Origin of the sequence: Sphingomonas alpina, assembly GCF_014490665.1 — a bacterium.
Taxonomy (GTDB): Bacteria; Pseudomonadota; Alphaproteobacteria; order Sphingomonadales; family Sphingomonadaceae; genus Sphingomonas; species Sphingomonas alpina.
In genome coordinates this window covers 3,780,630-3,800,017 of sequence record NZ_CP061038.1, presented here as the reverse complement: position 1 = coordinate 3,800,017, position 19,388 = coordinate 3,780,630, and the positions used below count along the sequence as shown (strand labels likewise).

The window sequence follows — 19,388 nt, the reverse complement described above, 5'->3', positions numbered from 1 at the left end:
TCTTATGGTCATCCTCGCCCCCAAGACGATCCGCCAGTCACGCCTGCTGGGTGGGGCAAGCCTTGCCGCGCTGTCGCTCGCGGTCAGTTTCCTGCCGGCGCCCGCACGGGCGCAGTCGCAGCCGTTCGGGTCGCTGATCGCGATGCAGGCCGGGCGGACCACGCTGCCCAATGGCCAGGTGTCGCAATGGTCGGGGGCGAAGACGCCGGTGATCGGCGTGTCGACCGACGGTCGGCCGCAGATGACGATCGAGCAGACCAAGTCCAAGGCGCTGCTCGACTGGGAGAAGTTCCAGCTTCAGACCAATGAGGTGCTGGAGTTCCAGCAGCAATCCGCCGACTGGATCGCGGTCAACCGCGTCCATGGCAACCAGGCATCGCAGATCAATGGCGAGATCCGGGCGAAAGGCCGGGTGTTCGTGCTCGACGATAACGGCGTGCTGATGGGCAAGGACGCGAAGATCAACGTACGCCAGCTCGTCACCGGGCGCGGCGTGTCGGACGTCAATGTCGACGGCAACACCACGACGATCATCCAGAGCAAGGACAAGGCGATCCTCAACTGGAGCAATATGAGCCTCCAGGCGGGCGAGGTGCTCAAGTTCCAGCAGGAAAAGAAGGACTGGATCGCGCTCAACCGGTCGCTGGCCACCGGCACGACGAAGATCGACGGGACGATCAAGGCCGATGGCCATCTCTACCTGATCGCGCGCGAAGGCCTGGCGATCAACGGCAGCGTGAATGCGCAGCAGGTGATCGCATCGGCGCTCGACATACGCGACAGCCAGTTCCTGACCAACGGGCTGGTGTCGATCGGCGACCAGAACAGTTACCGGACCAATCCGACTTTTTCGAACAGCTGGATCTACGGTACCGACGTGGTCGACGGCTTTCTCCAGCTCGACGACCCCGCACCGCTCTATTTCGACCCCAACGATCCGACGCGCTACATCGTCACTATAGGGAACAAGGGCTCGATCACCACCGGCGACCGCGGCAAGGTGATGCTGTTCGGTCCCAATGTCGTCAATCGCGGTACCATCACGGTCCGGAACGAGGGCCAGGTCATCCTGGCGGCGGGCGACAATATCTATCTCGCGAACGGCGCCAACGGCAGGGTCAACGCCTTTATCGGCGCTTATAATCCAATGGCCTCGGCACGGATCAATATCCCCTATTTCGGCATGCCGCCCGTCGTCACGAACGAGGAATATCAGCAGCTGTTCCTGACGATCACGGGAACCAAGTACGAGATCGGGCACGTCTTCACCTTCGAGGAAATGACCGCGATCATCGGCGGGCGTGGCGGCCTGCCCGGGCAGCTCGTGAAATATGTCAACGATCTGCAGAACAAGCGCGCGGCGGAGGTCGGTTTCCATGCCCGCAACGAAGGCATCATTGCCGGGATCGGTGGCGGCAGCGTCGATTTTCGCGGCATGAACCTGGAGCAGATGGGCGGAATCACGCTCACCTCGACCGCGCTGTTTCGCGCCAGCATCAATTTCCAGGCCTATGCCTATGACTATCAGGAATATGCCGGTGACCAGATCAACGGGCCTTATGTCCCGGGCCATGGCACGGTTGTGTTCGGCAAGGGCAGCCTGACCCAGATCACGCCCGATCTCGATTCGAAGGACATGATTCCGGTCACGTCCGGCCGGCAGTCCGTCGGCACGCTGAAGATCAACGCCGGCGCCGTCCATATGCAGGACGATTCGATGATCTACATGCCGAGCGGAACGATGAACGTGTTGCTCGACAGCGGCCAGCATGTCTTCGACAATAATCGCGGCGAAGGCGCCAATCCGGATAATGAGGACGGCACCCGCTTCCTGATGGAAAAGGGCGCCACGATCGACCTGTCCGGCTGGAAATCCACGGTGCTGCCGATGGGCTATCACCAGGTCACCGGGAAGCTGTTCGCGGCGCAGCTCGCAGATTCGCCGATGCAGCGCGACGGCGTGCTGTACCGCAAGGAAATCAGCGTCGATCGCCGCTACGGCACCAATGTCGCCGGCTGGCAGAGCCTGGACAATCTCAACCAGGGCACGCTGGCGCAGTTCCTGATCGACGGCGGTACGCTGAACATGGACATCGGCGACGATTTCATCATGAAGTCGGGATCGGTGATCGACGTCTCGGGCGGCAAGACCATTTATCAGGACGGCTTCGTCTACACGACGCTGCTGCGCCGGCTCGACGGCACGATCATCGATATCCGCGAAGCCAGCCCGGACGAGCTCTATATGGGCCTGGCCAATCAATGGACCCAGTACGACACCAAATGGGGCCGCCAGCGCGATTATTACATCCCGCTGATGTCGAGCGTGCAGGGCAAGTTCGAGACCAGCTACGAAGAGGGCGGCAAGGGCGGCAGCATCAATATCCTGGCGCCGGATTCGGTGTTGCAGGGATCGATGCTCGGCGGCACCACGGTCGGCCGCTATCAGCACGCCAATCTGCCCAAGGGCGGCGTGCTGCGGCTCAACGATGCCGGCAATGCGGAAGGCGAATATGTCAGCAACAATATCCTGATCCAGGCGCAGGAGCGGGCGCTGGGCGCCGGTTTCGGCCTGAAGGACAAGCTGAGCGATACTTATGACGCCTTGTTCGGGGTCGAATTCGATCCCGCGACCGACCGACCCGGCGGCAGCTCCGGGGCGCGGCAGGACAATAGTACGCTGGCGTCGGCCGATTTCTTCAATCGCTCGACCATGGGCAGCTATTATCTGCGGCAGAGCGGCCGCATGGACAGCCCGGAAACGGCCGTCACGGTCGAGAAGGGCGCGAACCTCGTCCTGCAGCATGGCGGGTCGCTGGAGATCGACGCCAGCCAGCGCGTCAAGTTCCTTGGCAGCGTGCGGACCGAAGGCGGCAATGTCACGCTGGGCGGCATGACCATGGAGTTCGATGCCGCGACCCGGCTCGACACGCGCGGATCCTGGTACAGCGACTTTGAGGTCGAATCACCGCTCGCGCTGACCGCCGAACCGCGCATCAATGGCGGCAAGGTGACGCTGTTTGCATCGGGCCGCGGTTTCGACGGCGCGCCGCCTGTCGATGGAGTCGATCTCAGCGATCTCAAATTCGTCATGCCCGACACGATGGTGATCGACACCAGCGGCGGCGCATGGGCCGACCGCAACGGCAATATCTCGCTCGGCAAGGGTGGCGACATCAGCATCTCGGCCGGCATGGGGACACAGGACAAGCTTGATCTCGGCGCGCTCGCATCGGCGCGCGCCTATGGTCTGGGCGGCAACGGCAAGTTCAGCCTGGAGCTTGCCGATGCGATCGTCATCGGTGGTGCGCCGAGCGCTGCGTCCGGCACTGGCCGTGGCCCGTTCCGCATCGCCGCGTCGTTCTTCGAGAATAGCGGCTTTTCGGGAATCTCGCTGAAGGCGCCGACGATCACCATGGTCGAGGGCGTCAGGATCAACGCCACCAGCGCCAGCCTGCAGTTCAAGGATGCGGGACTGCTGAACGGGAAACCGCCTGCGGTCTTCGCCCCTTCCGGGACTGATATCTTCGCTCTGGCCGAGGCGCGTTACGTGCCGATCGGGCAGCGTCCGGCAGCACTGCGCCGCGGTATGGATATCGGCTTCGAAGGCGTCACGACGATCGGGGCAGGCAGCGTGCTGTCGACCGAGGCGGGCGGCACGATCAAGATGATCGGCGATGTGATCGACGTGCGTGGCACGCTCGATGCGCCGGGTGGTGCGATCACACTCGGCGGTGGCCAGGGTACCGTAAATATTGCCGCTACGGCAAAGCTCTTCGCGCGCGGGACGTCCTATGTCACCCGTATGGGCGTGTCGTCGTCCGGGCAGGGCCTGACCGACGGCGTCATCCTGAACGGTGGCACGATCAGCCTGAATGCGGACAATGTGCGGCTGAGCGAAGGCGCGTTGCTCGATGTGTCGGGCACCACGGTGCGGTTCGACCTGCCCGTCACCGACGCCAATGGCGGCGTGATCCGCGGTCCGGTCACGCTGGCGTCGAACGGCGGCACGATCTCGATCGCCGGGGAGACGCTGTCGATCGACGATGCGACCTATCTGGCGACTGCCGGCGGCGCCGGGGCACGCGGCGGCACGTTCAATATCGACTGGGGCGGAACCTATGGCGGCGGCGGTTCGAATTATCCGGCGCCATCGGCTGCCTATGGCTATATCGGCTATCTCTTCGAAGGCGGCTATTTCACCGACAAGCAGGGCAATCCGGTCACGTCCTTCTACGGTACCGATCTCAGCAACATCGATTTCAGCGGCTGGGGTTCGTTTGATTTCGCTCCTGGCTTCACCGTGGCGAATGCCGAGGAACTGATCTCGATCCTGACCAACTATAATGCCGGTGCGCTGGGGGCGCCGCCGGTGTTCATGATCGGCAAGAACCTGCCACCGGTGACGGCCGCGCCGCCGGCGGCGCCGCAGATCGATTCCGGCCTGTTCCACCTGCTCAAGGACCTGGGCGGATTCCAGTTCATGCCGGTGAATACGAGCACGCCGGCGCAGACTCGATTGTCGACTGCCAAAATCGAACAGGGCGGCTTTTCACGCTTCGGCCTGTCGGCATCGCCTGGTGTCATGTTCGTCGGTGATGTCGCGATTGGCGGAAAACGGGCCGATGGGAGCTATGTCTTCGATCGTATCGATATCAAGTCCGACCGGATTTTCGGGCAGGTCGGGGCGAATGTGAAGCTGGACGCGGGCATCGTCACGCTGGGCAGCAGCACCGGTCGCACCGGCACCGTGGATCAGGCCGCCTATGACATCGCATTGCAGGGAATCGGCGTCGCGCCGGTCAATGCGAATACGCACATCGCGATCAGCGCCGGGACTCTGCTCCAGGTCGAGAATGCGAATTTCTACGGCTATTCGGACACCAGCCTGACGAGCGGGGGAGACATCCGCCTCGCCGGTTTCAGCGTCACCGCGCTTGAGCATCCGATCGGCCAGCTGATCACAGGCGGCAACCTGACCCTGAAAGCGGATCAAGTCTATGCCGGCACCGGCGTCAAGTTCGCGATCAAGGCGGGCGATACACTGACCATCCTGCCGCAGGATGCGGGCAATGCGATCAACGCCAGCCCCTATGAGGCGGCAGCCGAACTGACCCTCACCGCACCGCGCATCGTGCAGGGCGGAATCCTGCGCTCGCCGCTCGGCACGCTCAACCTGGTCGCAACCAATGACGGCAGTGCCGGCGCGGGCACCATCAGATTGCTGGCCGGCAGTTTGACTTCGGTCTCCGCCGATGGCCGCCTCATTCCCTATGGCTATACCAGCAATGGTGACACCTGGCTCGACCCGTATAGCGGGCTCGAACTTGTCACGCTGCCGACCAAGACCGTGACGCTGACCGGCGATGTGGTCGACATGCAGACCGGGTCGACGCTTGATGTATCGGGTGGGGGCAATCTCTATGCGCGCGAATTCGTCCCCGGCATCGGCGGCACCAAGGACTGGCTGACCGGCTATCGCGATGCCAATTTCCAATGGGTGTCGGCGCCGGGCGAGATCTTTGCGGTGATGCCGTCGTTCGAGGGCGATATCGCGCCGCTTGGTACGACGCCCGGCAATGGCCCCGGCATTGGCGACAAGGTGTATCTGTCCGGCGGCAGCGGCCTAAAGGCCGGTTACTACACCCTGCTCCCGGCCGAATATGCACTGCTGCCCGGCGCATTCCGGGTCACTGCAAAACATGGCGGGACCGGTTTCGAGGATATGCAGCTCGGCCAGTTCGCGAACCAGACCGACGGGTCGTCGATCCAGGCCGGATATGTCCTGCACGGCGGCATGAGCGGGGCGCGCGACCAGCGCAACACCGGCTTCCTGGTGATGCCGGGCGCGACCTTGCGGCTCCGGTCGGGGTATAATGAGTCGCTCGCCGACACCTTCTTCACCTCGCCCGCGTTTCTGAAAAAGGCGCTGCGCGTCAATCGGCCGGTCGGCGACGTACCCCGTATCCCGCTTGACGGCGGCAGCGTGGTGTTCCGCGCGGGCAAGACGTTGAACCTTGGTGCGACGCTGAAATCGGCGGCGGGCAAGGGCGGTCGCGGCGGCTTTGCCGATATCGATTCGAGCCGCATCGTGGTGGCCGGGGCGGGGACGGACACGAGCGGCTATTCGGGCTATCTCATCCTCGACAGCGACAAGCTCAATGCCTTTGGCGCGGAAAGCCTGCTGATCGGCGGAACGCGCCGCCAGGGCGCGGCCAATCTCGAACTCGTCGTGTCGGGCACCGACATCGTCGTCGATAACAAGGGCTCCAAGCTGGTCGGACCCGAACTGATCTTCGCCTCGAGCGATGCGATCAGGGTCAAGGACGGCAGCACCATCGAGACGCGCGGTGCCATCACCGGCAATTCCGGCGACCTGCGCATCGTGCCCGGCATCGCCAAGCTGATCGACCCGGGCAAACCCTGGACGACGGAAGACGATGTGCTCGTGCACGGCGTGCTCGATCAGGGGTCGGTGCTGCGTCTGTCCAGCGGCGCGCAGATCGATATCCTGCGTGATCCCAAGGCGGTCGACGAGATGGCCGCGCTGCGCGCCGATCCGGTGAAGCTCGCCGCGGTCAATGCCAAGCGCGCGCAGTTCGGCCTGGCACCGCTACGCCCAAGCGGCGTGCTCGACATTGCCGATGGCGCTACCCTGAAGAGCAGCGGCGCGATTGCATTCGACGCGACTCAGGACACCACGCTTGGTGCTGGCGCGACGATCGACGCCAAGCAGATCAGCGCGGCGTCGTCGCGCGTATCGCTGGGCGCAGTGCCAATCGGGACCGGGGGGCTGGTGTTTGCCGGCGGTTCGATCGGCGCGCTGGGTCGCGCAAGCGAAATCACGCTCAAAAGCTATAGCAGCATCGACATTTACGGCGACACCGCACTCAGCGCGACCGATGCGCTGCGGCTCGACGCGCGGACCTTCCGCATTATCGACGGGTCGGGCGAAACGACGCTGAGCGGCAGGAGCATCACGCTCGCCAACAGCAATGGCGGCACCGCCGAGGCGGTCGCCGGGGCGGGCAAGCTGACCATCAACGCCGACAATGTCTATTTCGAGGGCGGCAGCAAATGGCTCTCCGGGATCGATCGGCTGACTGTCAACGCCGCGCAACGCATCGTCGGGCGCGGTGACGGCACCGTGTTCGTGCCCGGTGCGCTCGATCTGACATCGGGCGGGCTGGTCGCCGACAGCGGATCGCGGCTGTTCTTCGATGCGATCGGGGCGGTCAATATCGCCAGCAACGCCAATGTGCTGCCAGTCTACAGCACGTTCGGTGCGACGCTCGGCATCACTGGTGCGTCGGTTACTCATGCTGGCCAGATCCGGCTGACCGGCGGCACCGTGAATCTGCGCGCGCGCAGCGGCGATGTCGTGCTCGCTGCGGGATCGACGATCGACGTCACCAGCGACGCGGTGAAACTGTTCGACAAGTCGGTCGGCGTCGGGGCCGGGACCGTCGGCCTGACCGCGGATATGGGTGACATCAACCTGATCGCCGGGTCGAAGGTCGACGTGTCGGGCTCCAGGGCGGGTGGCGATGCGGGGACATTCACTGCAGCGGCGGGCCTGGGCGAAGTGCGCCTGGGCGGCACCATTCTGGGCAAGGCGGCGGCAGGCAGCCGCAGCGGATCGTTCGGCCTGGTTACACGCAGCCTGTCCGATTTCGCAGCGCTGAACGCCATTCTCGATACGGGCGGTTTCCTGCAGAGCCGGCGCTTCGAGATCAATCAGGGCGACCTCGACATTACCGGCACGGTCAATGTGCAAGAGTTCGCCGCGATCACCAATAATGGTTCGATCACGGTCAATGGCACGGTTCGCACGGTCGGCGACAATGGCGGCAGCATCCGCTTGTCCGCCGCCGAGGACGTGATCGTGGGCCCCACCGGCCAATTGCTGGCGCGCGCCAATGCTGCTGCCGGCTCGGGCGGATCGGTGGTCGTCGAAACCGCCGGCCGCAATGGCGGGGAAATCGACTTGCTGGCCGGCTCGCTGATCGATGTCAGCGGCACCGGGCCTGGCGGTCGGGTCGTCCGGTTGCGCGCGCCGCAGCGCGGTAACGACCTCGCCATCGGAACGATCGGCGGAACCATCACCGGCGCACGCTCGGTCATTGCCGAGGCGTATCGCGTGTATGACGGTATCGGTACGATCGACCAGGGTGTGATCGACCGAGTGTCCACCGATGCGGGCCTGTTCATGCAGAACGCCGCCGCGATCAATGCCCGGCTTGGCGGCCTTGCCCGCGTTGCTGCGGGTATCGAGCTGCGCAGCGACGGCGACATGGAACTGACCAAGGACTGGAACCTGCACGACCTGCGTTTCGACGGCAGCGCCGGCGTGCTGACGCTCAGGGCCAAGGGTGACCTGCTGATCAACGCCAATCTCAGCGATGGTTTCGTCGATACGTCGACCACTGCCGCGCTTGACGGCAACGCATCATGGAGCATCAACCTGACGGCGGGGGCCAATCTGGTCAGCCCGGATTCACTTGCGGTTCTCGCCACCGGCCAGCTCGCAGCCGGCAAGGGATCGGTGATCATCGGCGGCAAGGCTGATACGATCGAATATTTCTACGATCCCGCGCATGGCAATGAAAACCGGCTGTATCGTACCGACAGCCAGGGGCGTTTCCTGCGCGACCCCAATCAATCCAACTATCATACCGGCTTTCTCGAGCTTGACCGGGATCCGGTGACCGGCGCCTATCTCGACCCATTGTCCGGCAAGCCGATCCCGAAGGACCCGGTGACGGGTGATTATGTCGATACCGGCTATTATGCGCGGCGGCCGATGCCCTGGGTTTTCTACTCATGGGGTGGCGGGTATGAATCCGAGGAGCAGGACGGCACGCTGAGCTACTCGGGCAACCCTCTTGCCCGGGCGAAATATACCCAGCGCGATAATTCGACCGGCTATATGGTGCGTACCGGCACCGGCGGGATCAATGTCTCGTCCGGCCGCGACCTGATCCTGAAGGAGCGTGCGTCGGTCATCTACACCGCCGGCGAGAATGCGGCGCCGGTTGCCGGCTTCTATGCGCCGGCGGGTGCGACGTATTCGGTCAATGGCGGCGATATCTCGGTCCGCGCCGCAGGCAACATCATCGCCAGCCCGACACCGCAGACACCCGCGGGCTGGTTGCGGCAGCGGTTCCGCCTCAATCCGACCACCAGCCTGTTCGAGCAAACCGCCGACGGTTATGCGCAAACCAGCTGGTGGGTCGATTTTGGCGCGTTCCAGGGCGGCATCGGCGCGCTGGGCGGCGGCGACGTCGCGATCGACGCCGGTGGCGACATCTCCAATCTGGGTGTCGCCATCCCGACCAGCGGGCGGTTGCCGGGCAATACGGTGAACGGCGAGCCGGTCGGCACGCTGGTGACCACCGGTGGCGGCAATCTGCGCATGCGCGCCGGGGGCAACATCAAGGGCGGCGTCTATTATGTCGGCGACGGTACCGGCGACATCACCGCCGGCGGCGCATTCCTGTCCGGTGGCACTGCGCGGGTGATCGATCGAAGCGCGCCCGGCATCGGCTGCGGCAGCAGCGAGGATTGCTATATCCATACCGGGCCAGACACGAAGATCGATTATGCGACCTATGCCTTGCTCTACACCTCATCCGGCCAGTTCAAGCTGCAGAGCGGCGGTGATCTGAACATCGATGCGGTGATGGATCCGCTGATCGGTCGAGCCTATATCAACAACGGCGAGTCCGATCAGAACGCGGCCGCCTTCCAGAGCTATACGCCCGACGCATCCGTCAGCCTGTTTTCGGCCGGCGGCAATGTGACGATGTGGAACAACGCCTATAATATCGATATCCTCACCAAGCGCAGTGGCCTGCAGCCGAATTATTTCATCGGCAACAACGAAACGCCCGAAAGCGGGCTGAGCACGATCGGTTACGAGCTTCGTCCGGCTACGGTCACGGCCGTGGCGGCGGCGGGCGATGTGTCGTCGCTGGGCCAGATGATGCTGGCGCCCGCAGCGCGCGGCAATCTCGAACTGCTGGCCGCCGGCAATGTGTATATCGGCTATGGCACGACCGCGATCAACCCGATGCTCGCCGACAGTGCGCAGGACAATCCCAACTATCGCAGCGGTGGCCAGGGCATCATCATGAGCCAGGCGCTGGAGCGCTTGCTGCGCACCGCATCCAACCCGAGCAATGCCGGTTACGGCAATGTCGAGCGGGTGCATTATCTCGTCGCGGGCCGCGGTCTCAACTATCCGGGCTGGCAACTCTTCACTCAGACCATCGTGCCCGATCTGCATCTGGGGGACGCGACCCCGGTGCGGATCTATGCCGGGCGCGGGGATGTCGTCACATCGACTCAGGCCGGCATCACATTGCCCAAGGCAATGTGGGTACAAGCCGGCGGGAATGTCTATTTTCCGAGCTACACGATCCAGCATAACAATCGCACCGATCTGAGCCTGGTCCGTACCGGCAAGGGGCTGTATTTCGATACCAATTACGGGATCAACGACAACGCGACCCAGTCCATTCTCAACCGGGGGCACATCACTCTTTCCGGGCCTGGGCGGCTCGAGATCGAGGCTGGCACCGAATTCTACATGCCGAGCAACGAACTGGGCATCACCAGCAGCCGGATCGGTGTCTATTCGGACAGCACTCCGTCCAATCAGGTGCCTGCGCCACCTTCGGCCTGGAAGCCCGACGAAGCGGCTGCGGACATCGCGATCAGCACCGGCTTCAACCAGACGCCATCGTACAAGGCGTTCGAGGACGCCTATCTCAACCCGGAAACGACCGGCAAGATCGCCGATTATCTGCTCGACGACGGTGCGCTGGGCAAGAAACTGCCGACCTATCTGTTCGACCGGGAATATCCCCGCGCTGCCGGGGCGGAGGGCGAATTCGCCACGCCCGAGGGGCGCGAGGGCCTGGTCAATTATGTACGGCGTCTCCAGGGACTCGATCCGTTGAAGACCAAGGCGGAACAATACGCCTATCTCGACACCGCCTGGAGTTACTGGTCGACGCTTGCGACCGATTTCAAGACCCCGTTCTATCGCGATATCTTCTTCCTCGAGCTGCGCACCACCGGGCGCGAGGCCAATGATCCCAAGAGCGACCGCCTCGGCACCACGTTCCGCGGCTATAATGCGATCGCGACATTGTTCCCCGGGGCCGAGAAGAAGGCCGACCAGGCACTTGCCGCCGGTGACTCGCGCTGGATCGGCGATTACGAGACCTATGCCGGCCGGGTGATGTCGTTCGGCGGCGGCAAGGTGGAAATCGTCTCGCCGGGCGGCGCGATCAAGCTGTCCAATCCGGCCGCGACAGCGGACCAGAACGGTCAGCCGTCGGAAGCCAGCCCGCGCGGCAATGCGCTGCGCTCGGGCATCGTCACCACCGATGGCGGTGCGATCAACCTGTTCGCGCACAACAGCGTGACATTGAATGAATCGCGCACGCTGACGACCAAGGGCGGCAACATCATGATCTGGTCGTCCTATGGCGACATCGCCGCGGGCAAGGGCGCCAAGACCTCGATCAGCCCGCAATTCTACAATTACACGCTCAGCCAATGGGCGGCGATGGAGCGCGAACCGGCCGGCCTGCCGACCGGCGCGGGCATCGGCACGCTGGCCACGCAGCAAGGATCGCCGCCGGCCGATGTCGACCTGATCGCACCCAATGGGATCGTCGATGCTGGCGATGCCGGGATCCGGGTCAGCGGCAATTTCAACGTCTTCGCGGTCCAGATCCTCGGCACCGACAATATCGACGTGGCCGGCGTGAAGACCGGCCTGCCGATCACGCCGGCCGCGCCGCCCACCTCGCTCGATACCGGCGAACTTTCCGCCAAGTCGAACGACGTGATCGCCGCGATCACCAAGGCGACGGCGAAGGTACGCGAAAACAACATGAACCAGACGCCGTCGCTGATCGAGGTGCGGGTGACCGGCTATGGCGAAGCGTGCGATCCCGCGACGCGCGATTGCCCCAGGGGGGACACCACCGTCTCTTCGGCCGCTCCACCGGCCCCTGCCGTACCTCCGATCAAAGTCGCCGAGCTGCGTCAGGTTGCGCAGGAAATGCCGTTCGACATTGGCGAGCAGGATATTCGCAGCGCGGTCCGCGCGGTCGGGCGCGCGTCGGGGTATAGCATCCTGTATGACGACGCGGCGCTCGCTCAAGGCCAGGCGCCGGCGGTGCGCGGCAAGATGACCCCCGAACAGGCACTGAGCCGACTGCTCGCACGGCACGGCATCACCGCGATGCGCACCGGGCCCAAGACCATCATCCTGCGCCGCACGCGCTCCAGCTGACGGGAATGGCGGGGCGTTCGCGCTTCGCCGCCCTATCCGACGAGACACAAAGCATGACCGATATTCTGGAAGCGGCGACGCACATCGACGTCGCGCCGATCGACGAAACCGATCCGGTGGCGGAGGCAACTCTCCCGCCGCAATTCTACGAACTGACCGAGCCGCTTACGGTCGAGAGACATGGGACGTGGCGTTTGCTGCCGGGTGATCTGGCGTTCGCGCGCGACGCGAACAGCATCATGCTGGCGACGAGCGAGTTCGCCGCGGCCTCGCGCTCCTACCCGATCCTGTTTGCCGGCAATGATGGTTTGCCCATCGCCTTGCTGGGCCTGGAGCGGAGCAACGATTTCGTCGCGTCCGGGCGCTGGGCGGCGGATACCTATATCCCGGCCTATATCCGCCGCCATCCGTTCATCTTCTTCGCAACCGAGGAGCCCGACCGCTTCGTGCTCGGGATCGACGTCACTTCGCCGCGCATTGTTCGTGGCGGTGACCGGGGTGTCGCGCTGTTCGATGGCGATACGGCCAGCGCCGCCACCACCCAGGCGCTGCACTTTTGCGAAGCGTTCCGCCGCGACTGCGCCGTCACGCGGCGGTTTGCCGATGCGCTGCTTGAGCGCGACCTGCTGGTCGACCGTCGTGCGACGGTGACTTTGCCCGGCGGCGGTGCCTTCGACATTGACGGCTTCAAGCTGGTCGACCGCGATCGCTTCGATGCGCTCGACGATGCGACGATCCTCGACTGGCATCGCACGGGCTGGCTCGCGGCAATCCAGTTCCATTTCGCGTCGCTGGACCGTTTCCAGGCCTTGCTCGACCGGCGGGCCGGCGCGGCTGCGGCGCCATCCGCTCATTCCGATTCCCCCTCCCAAGGAACATCATGATGCCTCTTCTTGCTGCACTCCTGCTCCTCGCTGCGGCGCAATCTGCTCCGACTGCTCCGACGGGACAACAAGGCCTGGGCGGCCCCGCCGTGCCCGGCGTTTGCCTGTTGTCGCGCGAGGCGATCTTCGCCAACGCCAAGGCCGGCAAGGCCGCGACCGCGCGGCTGCAGCAGCTCGCCGAACAGGCGCAGGCCGAAGTCGATGTCCTGCGCAAGCCGGTCGAGGTGGAGGTTCAGGCGCTTCAGGCCGAGGGCGCAAAGCTCAGCCCGGAGCAGCGCCGTGCGCGCGAGCAGGCGCTCGCGCCCAAGCTCAAGGCCGTGCAGGACAAGACGCAGCACAGCATCCGCGAGATCGATGCGACCCGTGCCAAGGCAATGGCGCGCCTCGCCGCCGCGCTGCAACCGGTGATCGCCAAGGTCTATACGGCAAGGAACTGCGGCCTGCTGATCGATCGCAATTCGGTGCTGGGCGGCAATCTGAGCAACGACCTGACGGCCGCTGCGGTCGCCGCGCTGGACGGTACGATGGAGACGATCACCTTCGAGCGCGAAGTGCTGCCTGTGCAAACCGCCGCGCCAGCGCGCTAGCGCTTTCCTCGATCCGAGCGGATCGGGCGAAGCTGCGGGCTTCGCCCCTGTTATCCCCTGTTTTCGGGGTTGTATTTTCTGGCCCCTGTTATGTTGGATCCGGCCGCCGGATTATGCGTCTGTTTTCAGCTACATGGCTGGCTTCGCCCCTGTTATGAAACAGGGGCGGAACAGGGGCAGTAACAGGGGCCGCTTCGATCGAAACAGGGGCGAGGATCGCCCGGTGCCTCGCGGCCATGTGAAAGAGCAGGACGAGAGCGCCGGACTGGCGTCCCGTCCGACCGTCACAGTGCCGTATCCCGCAGCTTTATTGAATCGCCCCTGGGCTTGAACCCTAGCGCGGGAGCATTTCTGCCGCGGCCAGCAACGCGAGCAGCCCGACCGTCATCCCGCGCAGGCTTTCCGGCTTGGCGACGTCAATCCATTCGTCCGCCGAATGGGCCCGGCCGGCCAGGCCGCCCGAACCGATCGTGACGGCGGGGATGCCCAGACTCATGGCGATATTCGAATCGGTCGAGGAGGCATCGTAGATCGGTTCATAGCCGATCGATTTGATCGCCGCGGCCGTGGTCTGAACCAGCATTGCGTCGCGCGACGTCCTGCCGGCCGGGCGGTCGCCGACCGGCTGCGGGTCGACCGTGATGCTGCCGACCCGGGTGGAGCGGGTCTTGTTTTCGGTCTCGGCGGCAGTCTTCACGATGGCGAGGAAGCGCTTTTCCAGATCCGCCAGCGCAGCTGGATCCTCCGACCGCATGTCGAAATCCATGAACACTTCGGAGGGGATCGCGTTGACCGAGGTGCCCCCGCCCGTGACGCTCGCGGCATAAGTGGTCTTGGGGGTGCCCGGCAGGTCGATCTTGTAGAGATCGGTTACCGCCTGGCTCATCGCCACCATCGGATTGACGATCCCGAATGCGCCAAAACTGTGTCCACCGGGCCCTTTGAACACGACATGGTAGCGCTTCGATCCCACTCCGCCATGGGTGACGCGCTGCGGATCGCTCCCGTCGACCGAGAAGAACGCGCCGATCCGGTCCTTGTAGCTGCCCTTGGTCAGCAGGTGCCGCACGCCGCGCAGATCGCCGCGGCCCTCTTCGCCGACTGTGCCGACGAAGAGGATCGAATGGCGAGTCCGGATATCGGCCGCATCGAGCGCGCGGATATAGGCGAGCAGCGTGCCGAGCCCGCGCGTATCGTCACCGATACCCGGCGCGTGGAGCTTCGTGCCCTCGCGCCGTACCGTCACCACCGTTCCTTCGGGAAACACGGTATCCAAATGCGCCGAGATGACGATCAGCGGCGCCTTCGGATCGGACCCCGGGCGGAGGCCGATAACGTTGCCGACCGGGTCGATCGTGACGTCGCGCAGCCCCAGTGTCCGGAATATCTCGGCATAGGCGGCCCCGCGCGCTGCTTCCTTGAATGGCGGTGCAGGAATCTCCGTCAGCTTGATGATCTCCGCGACGAACTGGTCATGCTGCGCGTCGAGTGTGGCGCGCGCCCTGGCAAAGGCCGCGCTGTCCGCGATGGTGGCGACCGCGCGCTCGGCGGGCGTGGCGGGCGGCGCGGCGATTGCCGCAGTCGCGGACAGGAGCAGAACGGCGAACCCAGCGACGCAGGAACGGATCATGGGCAAACTCCCGGTTGGTGAATCTGGCCCGGACTAGCTCAGCTTTCGTGGTTGCGCGATCCTGCAATTTGCGCGTCGGGCTATCCCGGCAAATTCTATTGCGACGCCAGCACGCCGCGATAGACCGGATCCTCCAAGGCGCGACCGGCGCCGGTCGCGACGCACATCAGCGCATTGTCGGCCACGACCACGGGCAGACCGGTGGCCCGGGCGAGGACTTCGTCGATGCCGCGCAGCAGCGCGCCGCCGCCGGTCATGACAATGCCATGGTCGACAATGTCGGCGGCCAGTTCCGGCAGCGTGTTCTCCAGCGCCGTCATGACCGCTTCGACGATCTGGCCGACCAGTTCGGAGAGTGCCTCGGCAACCTCCAATTGGCTGATCTCGATCTCGCGCGGTACGCCGGCCACCAGGTCGCGACCCCGAACGCCCATCACCGGACCGACGCCTTCGGCGGGTTTGCACGCCCTGCCGATCTCGATCTTGACGCGCTCTGCCGTCGCCTCGCCGATCATCAGGCTGTATTTGCGTCGGGTATAGCTGGCGATCGCTTCATCCATCTTGTCGCCGCCGACGCGGACCGACAGGCTGTAGGCGAGCCCACGCAACGACAGGATGGCGACTTCGGTCGTGCCGCCGCCTATATCGACCACCATCGCGCCCACCGGCTCTGTGACCGGCAGGCCGGCGCCGATCGCGGCCGCCATCGGTTCTTCGATCAGCAGCACCTTCGATGCGCCCGCATTGGTGGCGGCCTGGCGGATGGCGCGCCGTTCGACCATCGTCGAACTGGACGGGACGCAGATCACGATTTCCGGCCGCCGCGGAATCTTGCTCGGGCCGCCATGCGCCTTGTCGATGAAATGCTTGATCATCTGCTCGGCGACATCGATGTCGGCGATCACGCCATCGCGAAGCGGGCGGATCGTCCTGACATTTTCCGGCGTCTTGCCCAGCATCAGCCTGGCGTCGGTGCCGATCGCCCTGACCCTGGACACGCCATTGATCGTTTCGAGCGCCACCACCGATGGCTCGTTGAGAACAATGCCCCTGTCGCGGAGATAGACCAGCGTGTTCACCGTCCCGAGATCAATCGCCATGTCGCGAGAATTAAATTTGAGAAATCGGGAAGCCCACATCGTCAACAGTCTCAATTCAAACAGGGCGCGACCGAACTTTCGGGCATGCCGTACGCATGCGCCTGCGGTGTGGAGGTCCTTGGGCAAGGTCAAGCACACATTCGGCCCGACGCCCCGGTAACGTGACGAACTGGCCCGCAAAGGTGGTGGGAGGGTTGAAAAGGCGGTTTTTCCCTCTCGGCGCAGGTTTTCGCGGAGCGCACGTGCGATGCTCGTGATATCCCGACGAACGCCGCGACCAGATGAAGATGCCATTATCGCGCGTCGAGCGAGCCGGTTGCTTCTCCGGGCAGAATGCGCGACCTCCTTACCGCAACAATAGCCTGCCGGGAGAATCCGAGGCCTTTAAATCTCGCCTCTCGTCCCCCCTGTTGGCGATATCAGGCGTCTGGGCATGTGAGTGGTGGTCTCGTGCCGCCAGGCAGGGGAAGCGCGCAGGATGGTTTCGGGTCCGACATTGGTTCGGCGGTCAACATGTCGGACCCTGTTTTGAACAGGCCTTCGCCTGACCCGGAGCGCGACCTCGCGGCGTGGGTGACGAGCTATGGTCCGGGCTTGCGACGTTTCTTCAGTCGCCGTGCCCATGATGCCGATGTCGATGACCTGGTGCAGGATGTCTTCATGCGGCTGCAGGCCGTCCAGCTGAATGCGCCGATCGACAATGTCGAACGCTATCTGTTCACGATCGCGCGCAATGTGCTGATCAGCCGGTACCGCCGCGGCAAGATCCGATTCCATTCCCTTCATGAAGGGTATGAGGACGCGCCCGAGATGGCGGACGATATGTCGCCCGAGCGGATCGTGATCGGGCGGCAGGAATATTCGCGCGCCGTCGAGGTGATCCTCAACCTTCCCCCGCGCGCTCGCGCGGCATTCCTGTTCCATCGGTTCGAGAACATGACGTATCAGGCCATTGCTGCCCGAATGGGTATTTCCAAGGAATCGGTCAAGGAACTGATGCACCGCGCCATTGTCCGCATCTCGCAAGAGATGGGAGGCGACGCATGAGCGCGGGGGCCCAGTCCAACAACGACGCGTTGCGATCGGAGGCGACCTATTGGTTCAACCTCAAGCGTTCGGGTGACATGACCGCGCGCGACGAGCGCATCTTCCTGTCATGGCTCGATCGCGCGCCGGCGCATCGCAACGCGTATGAGGAGCTCGAGCGATACTGGGCCATCCTGGGATCGGTCGCACAGGATCCGGAGATCATGGCGGCCCTGGAACAGGATGGCGAGTTCTACGACCGGCCGTCATGGTGGCCCCGGCTCGCGGTGGCCGCCGCTGCGCTTCTCCTGGCCGTGACCGCCGGGTGGGCGGCGATCGATTCCGGCCTGTTGGGGTTGGGGATCGGCGCCGGACAGGCCGAGCAGCAATATGCGCAGACGTTTGAAACCGGGGTAGGCGAGCGGACTCTGGTGACCTTGCCCGATGGATCGCATGTCACACTCGATGCCGACAGCGAGATGCGGGTCGATGACATGCGCAGCAAGCGCGCCATCGCGCTGCTGCGCGGCCGGGCTTTTTTCCGCGTCGCGCCGGACCGCAATCGCCCCTTCATCGTTTCTGCCAATGGCAAGAATGTGCGCGCGGTCGGGACCGAATTTGCCGTCCGGATCGACCAGGACAAGGTCGTGGTTACCCTGGTCGAAGGCAAGGTCCGGGTCGATGAGGTCAAGGCATCGCGCGGACCCAGCCACCGCGCGGACATGACGGCCGGCGCTCAGCTCGTGGCGCGCGCCGATGAGGACTGGTCGATCGATCGCGTCGATATGGCGAAGGAGACGAGCTGGCTTCAGGGGCGGCTGACCTTCCTGCGTGATCCGCTTTCAAGCGTGATCACGGAGATGAATCGCTATTCGGACAAGAAGATCGTGTTCAGCGGGGGTGCCGTGCCGGACACCCGGATCGTCGGTGTCTTCAAGATGGGCGATGTCGACAGCCTGGCCAAGGGGCTGGAGATGAATGGCCTGGCGCGGATAACGGCCGACACTGACAAGGAAATTCAGCTCTCGCCAAGATGACGGTGCTCATGATGGGAGGGTGATGCAGCCCAGCGGCATGAGCCTGGATTGGTAGATTCCGCGCTTGGCGCCCGCGCCGGGTCAGAGCGTGATCGGGCAGGTCTGTCATGATCGATGCTCGACAAAAGCAAGACGCTCCGGCCTTGAGATCCGAGGGGATATCATAGCCGGAGCGTCAGGATATTTTCAGGGCGCAAGCCCTGAAAGGCTTATGGGAATGCGTTGATGTCCGGTGCGCTCGTTATCGTCAGGTTGGTGATAACGCTGCAGGTCGTGCCGGGAATGGGGCCGGAGAACCCGATCGTCGAGGGCGCGGCGCCATTGTTTGCGAAGGTGAAGGACACCGGCCCCGTAGCGGTGCAGACGGGGGTACCGGCCAGTCTCACCACCAGGCCGTTCACGTTACCCGTCCCGCCAGTAGCGGTCGCCGATGTGACGGTGAAGGTAGCGGCATCGACGGTGACTGCCGGGCAGAGGCCTGGGCCGGTGTTGGTGCCGCCGGTAATCGTACCGCCGGCCGCACCTGCCGGGAGCGGCGGTGTCGGCAGCGCCGGGCCGGTGTTACCGTTGAGGGTAAAGGTGCAATTCAAGACCAGCGGGGGGTTGGTCAGCTGAGCCGGCCCCACTGCGGTGAAGGGCGTGCTGGGAGGGCCAACGCGCGGAGCAGCGAAAGCCGTACCCGTCATGCCGACCGTGGCGAGTGTTCCAATGCAGGTTAACAGGATCCTGTTCATGGTGTCATCCTCATTATATGCGGCGCAGCCGCGATTTAGGGAAGAGTGTCCTCCCATGGCCTTTGACGCAATATTCC

At 64.2% G+C, this 19,388-nt stretch carries 8 protein-coding genes; 5 read left to right on the top strand and 3 right to left on the bottom strand.

Annotated features, from left to right (window positions below):
• Positions 1-4: 4 nt before the first annotated feature.
• The 3 genes from H3Z74_RS17675 to H3Z74_RS17665 are packed head-to-tail and all read left to right on the top strand — an operon-like array spanning position 5 to position 13,784.
• On the top strand, positions 5-12,313 hold the full coding sequence (locus H3Z74_RS17675; RefSeq protein WP_187760888.1) for a filamentous haemagglutinin family protein: 12,309 nt from the start codon (positions 5-7) through the stop codon (positions 12,311-12,313).
• 53 nt (positions 12,314-12,366) lie between these two features.
• On the top strand, positions 12,367-13,197 hold the full coding sequence (locus H3Z74_RS17670) for a SapC family protein (protein ID WP_187760887.1): 831 nt from the start codon (positions 12,367-12,369) through the stop codon (positions 13,195-13,197).
• The gene (locus tag H3Z74_RS17665; RefSeq protein ID WP_229726647.1) at positions 13,197-13,784 is read left to right on the top strand and encodes an OmpH family outer membrane protein; all 588 of its coding nucleotides are present in this window, start codon (positions 13,197-13,199) and stop codon (positions 13,782-13,784) included. The genes H3Z74_RS17670 and H3Z74_RS17665 overlap by 1 nt, the downstream gene beginning before the upstream one ends.
• A 334-nt stretch (positions 13,785-14,118) precedes the next feature.
• Here the strand turns inward: H3Z74_RS17665 and H3Z74_RS17660 are convergent, their stop codons facing one another.
• Together H3Z74_RS17660 and H3Z74_RS17655 are read right to left on the bottom strand one after the other, a co-directional pair.
• The gene (locus tag H3Z74_RS17660; protein ID WP_187760885.1) at positions 14,119-15,414 is read right to left on the bottom strand and encodes a M20/M25/M40 family metallo-hydrolase; all 1,296 of its coding nucleotides are present in this window, start codon (positions 15,412-15,414) and stop codon (positions 14,119-14,121) included.
• A 95-nt stretch (positions 15,415-15,509) separates the two neighbouring features.
• Positions 15,510-16,553: a rod shape-determining protein gene (locus tag H3Z74_RS17655; protein WP_187760884.1), complete on the bottom strand. Its 1,044-nt coding sequence runs from the start codon at positions 16,551-16,553 to the stop codon at positions 15,510-15,512.
• A 474-nt stretch (positions 16,554-17,027) separates the two neighbouring features.
• Here H3Z74_RS17655 and H3Z74_RS17650 point away from each other — a divergent pair, with 474 nt between their 5' ends.
• A complete protein-coding gene (locus H3Z74_RS17650; protein ID WP_187760883.1) occupies positions 17,028-17,561 on the top strand; it encodes an RNA polymerase sigma factor in 534 nt (177 codons plus the stop codon).
• The gene (locus H3Z74_RS17645; protein WP_187760882.1) at positions 17,558-18,577 is read left to right on the top strand and encodes a FecR family protein; all 1,020 of its coding nucleotides are present in this window, start codon (positions 17,558-17,560) and stop codon (positions 18,575-18,577) included. The genes H3Z74_RS17650 and H3Z74_RS17645 overlap by 4 nt, the downstream gene beginning before the upstream one ends.
• A 209-nt stretch (positions 18,578-18,786) precedes the next feature.
• Here the strand turns inward: H3Z74_RS17645 and H3Z74_RS17640 are convergent, their stop codons facing one another.
• The gene (locus H3Z74_RS17640) at positions 18,787-19,311 is read right to left on the bottom strand and encodes a hypothetical protein (RefSeq protein ID WP_187760881.1); all 525 of its coding nucleotides are present in this window, start codon (positions 19,309-19,311) and stop codon (positions 18,787-18,789) included.
• Positions 19,312-19,388: the final 77 nt, after the last annotated feature.

What these genes read in the sequence shown, in the direction of transcription:
- H3Z74_RS17655 (WP_187760884.1), bottom strand. Translation starts at nt 16,553, where the DNA reads ATGTGGGCTTCCCGATTTCTCAAATTTAATTCTCGCGACATGGCGATT.
- H3Z74_RS17660 (WP_187760885.1), bottom strand. Translation starts at nt 15,414, where the DNA reads ATGATCCGTTCCTGCGTCGCTGGGTTCGCCGTTCTGCTCCTGTCCGCG.
- H3Z74_RS17650 (WP_187760883.1), top strand. Translation starts at nt 17,028, where the DNA reads ATGTCGGACCCTGTTTTGAACAGGCCTTCGCCTGACCCGGAGCGCGAC.
- H3Z74_RS17640 (WP_187760881.1), bottom strand. Translation starts at nt 19,311, where the DNA reads ATGAACAGGATCCTGTTAACCTGCATTGGAACACTCGCCACGGTCGGC.
- H3Z74_RS17665 (WP_229726647.1), top strand. Translation starts at nt 13,197, where the DNA reads ATGCCTCTTCTTGCTGCACTCCTGCTCCTCGCTGCGGCGCAATCTGCT.
- H3Z74_RS17670 (WP_187760887.1), top strand. Translation starts at nt 12,367, where the DNA reads ATGACCGATATTCTGGAAGCGGCGACGCACATCGACGTCGCGCCGATC.
- H3Z74_RS17645 (WP_187760882.1), top strand. Translation starts at nt 17,558, where the DNA reads ATGAGCGCGGGGGCCCAGTCCAACAACGACGCGTTGCGATCGGAGGCG.
- H3Z74_RS17675 (WP_187760888.1), top strand. Translation starts at nt 5, where the DNA reads ATGGTCATCCTCGCCCCCAAGACGATCCGCCAGTCACGCCTGCTGGGT.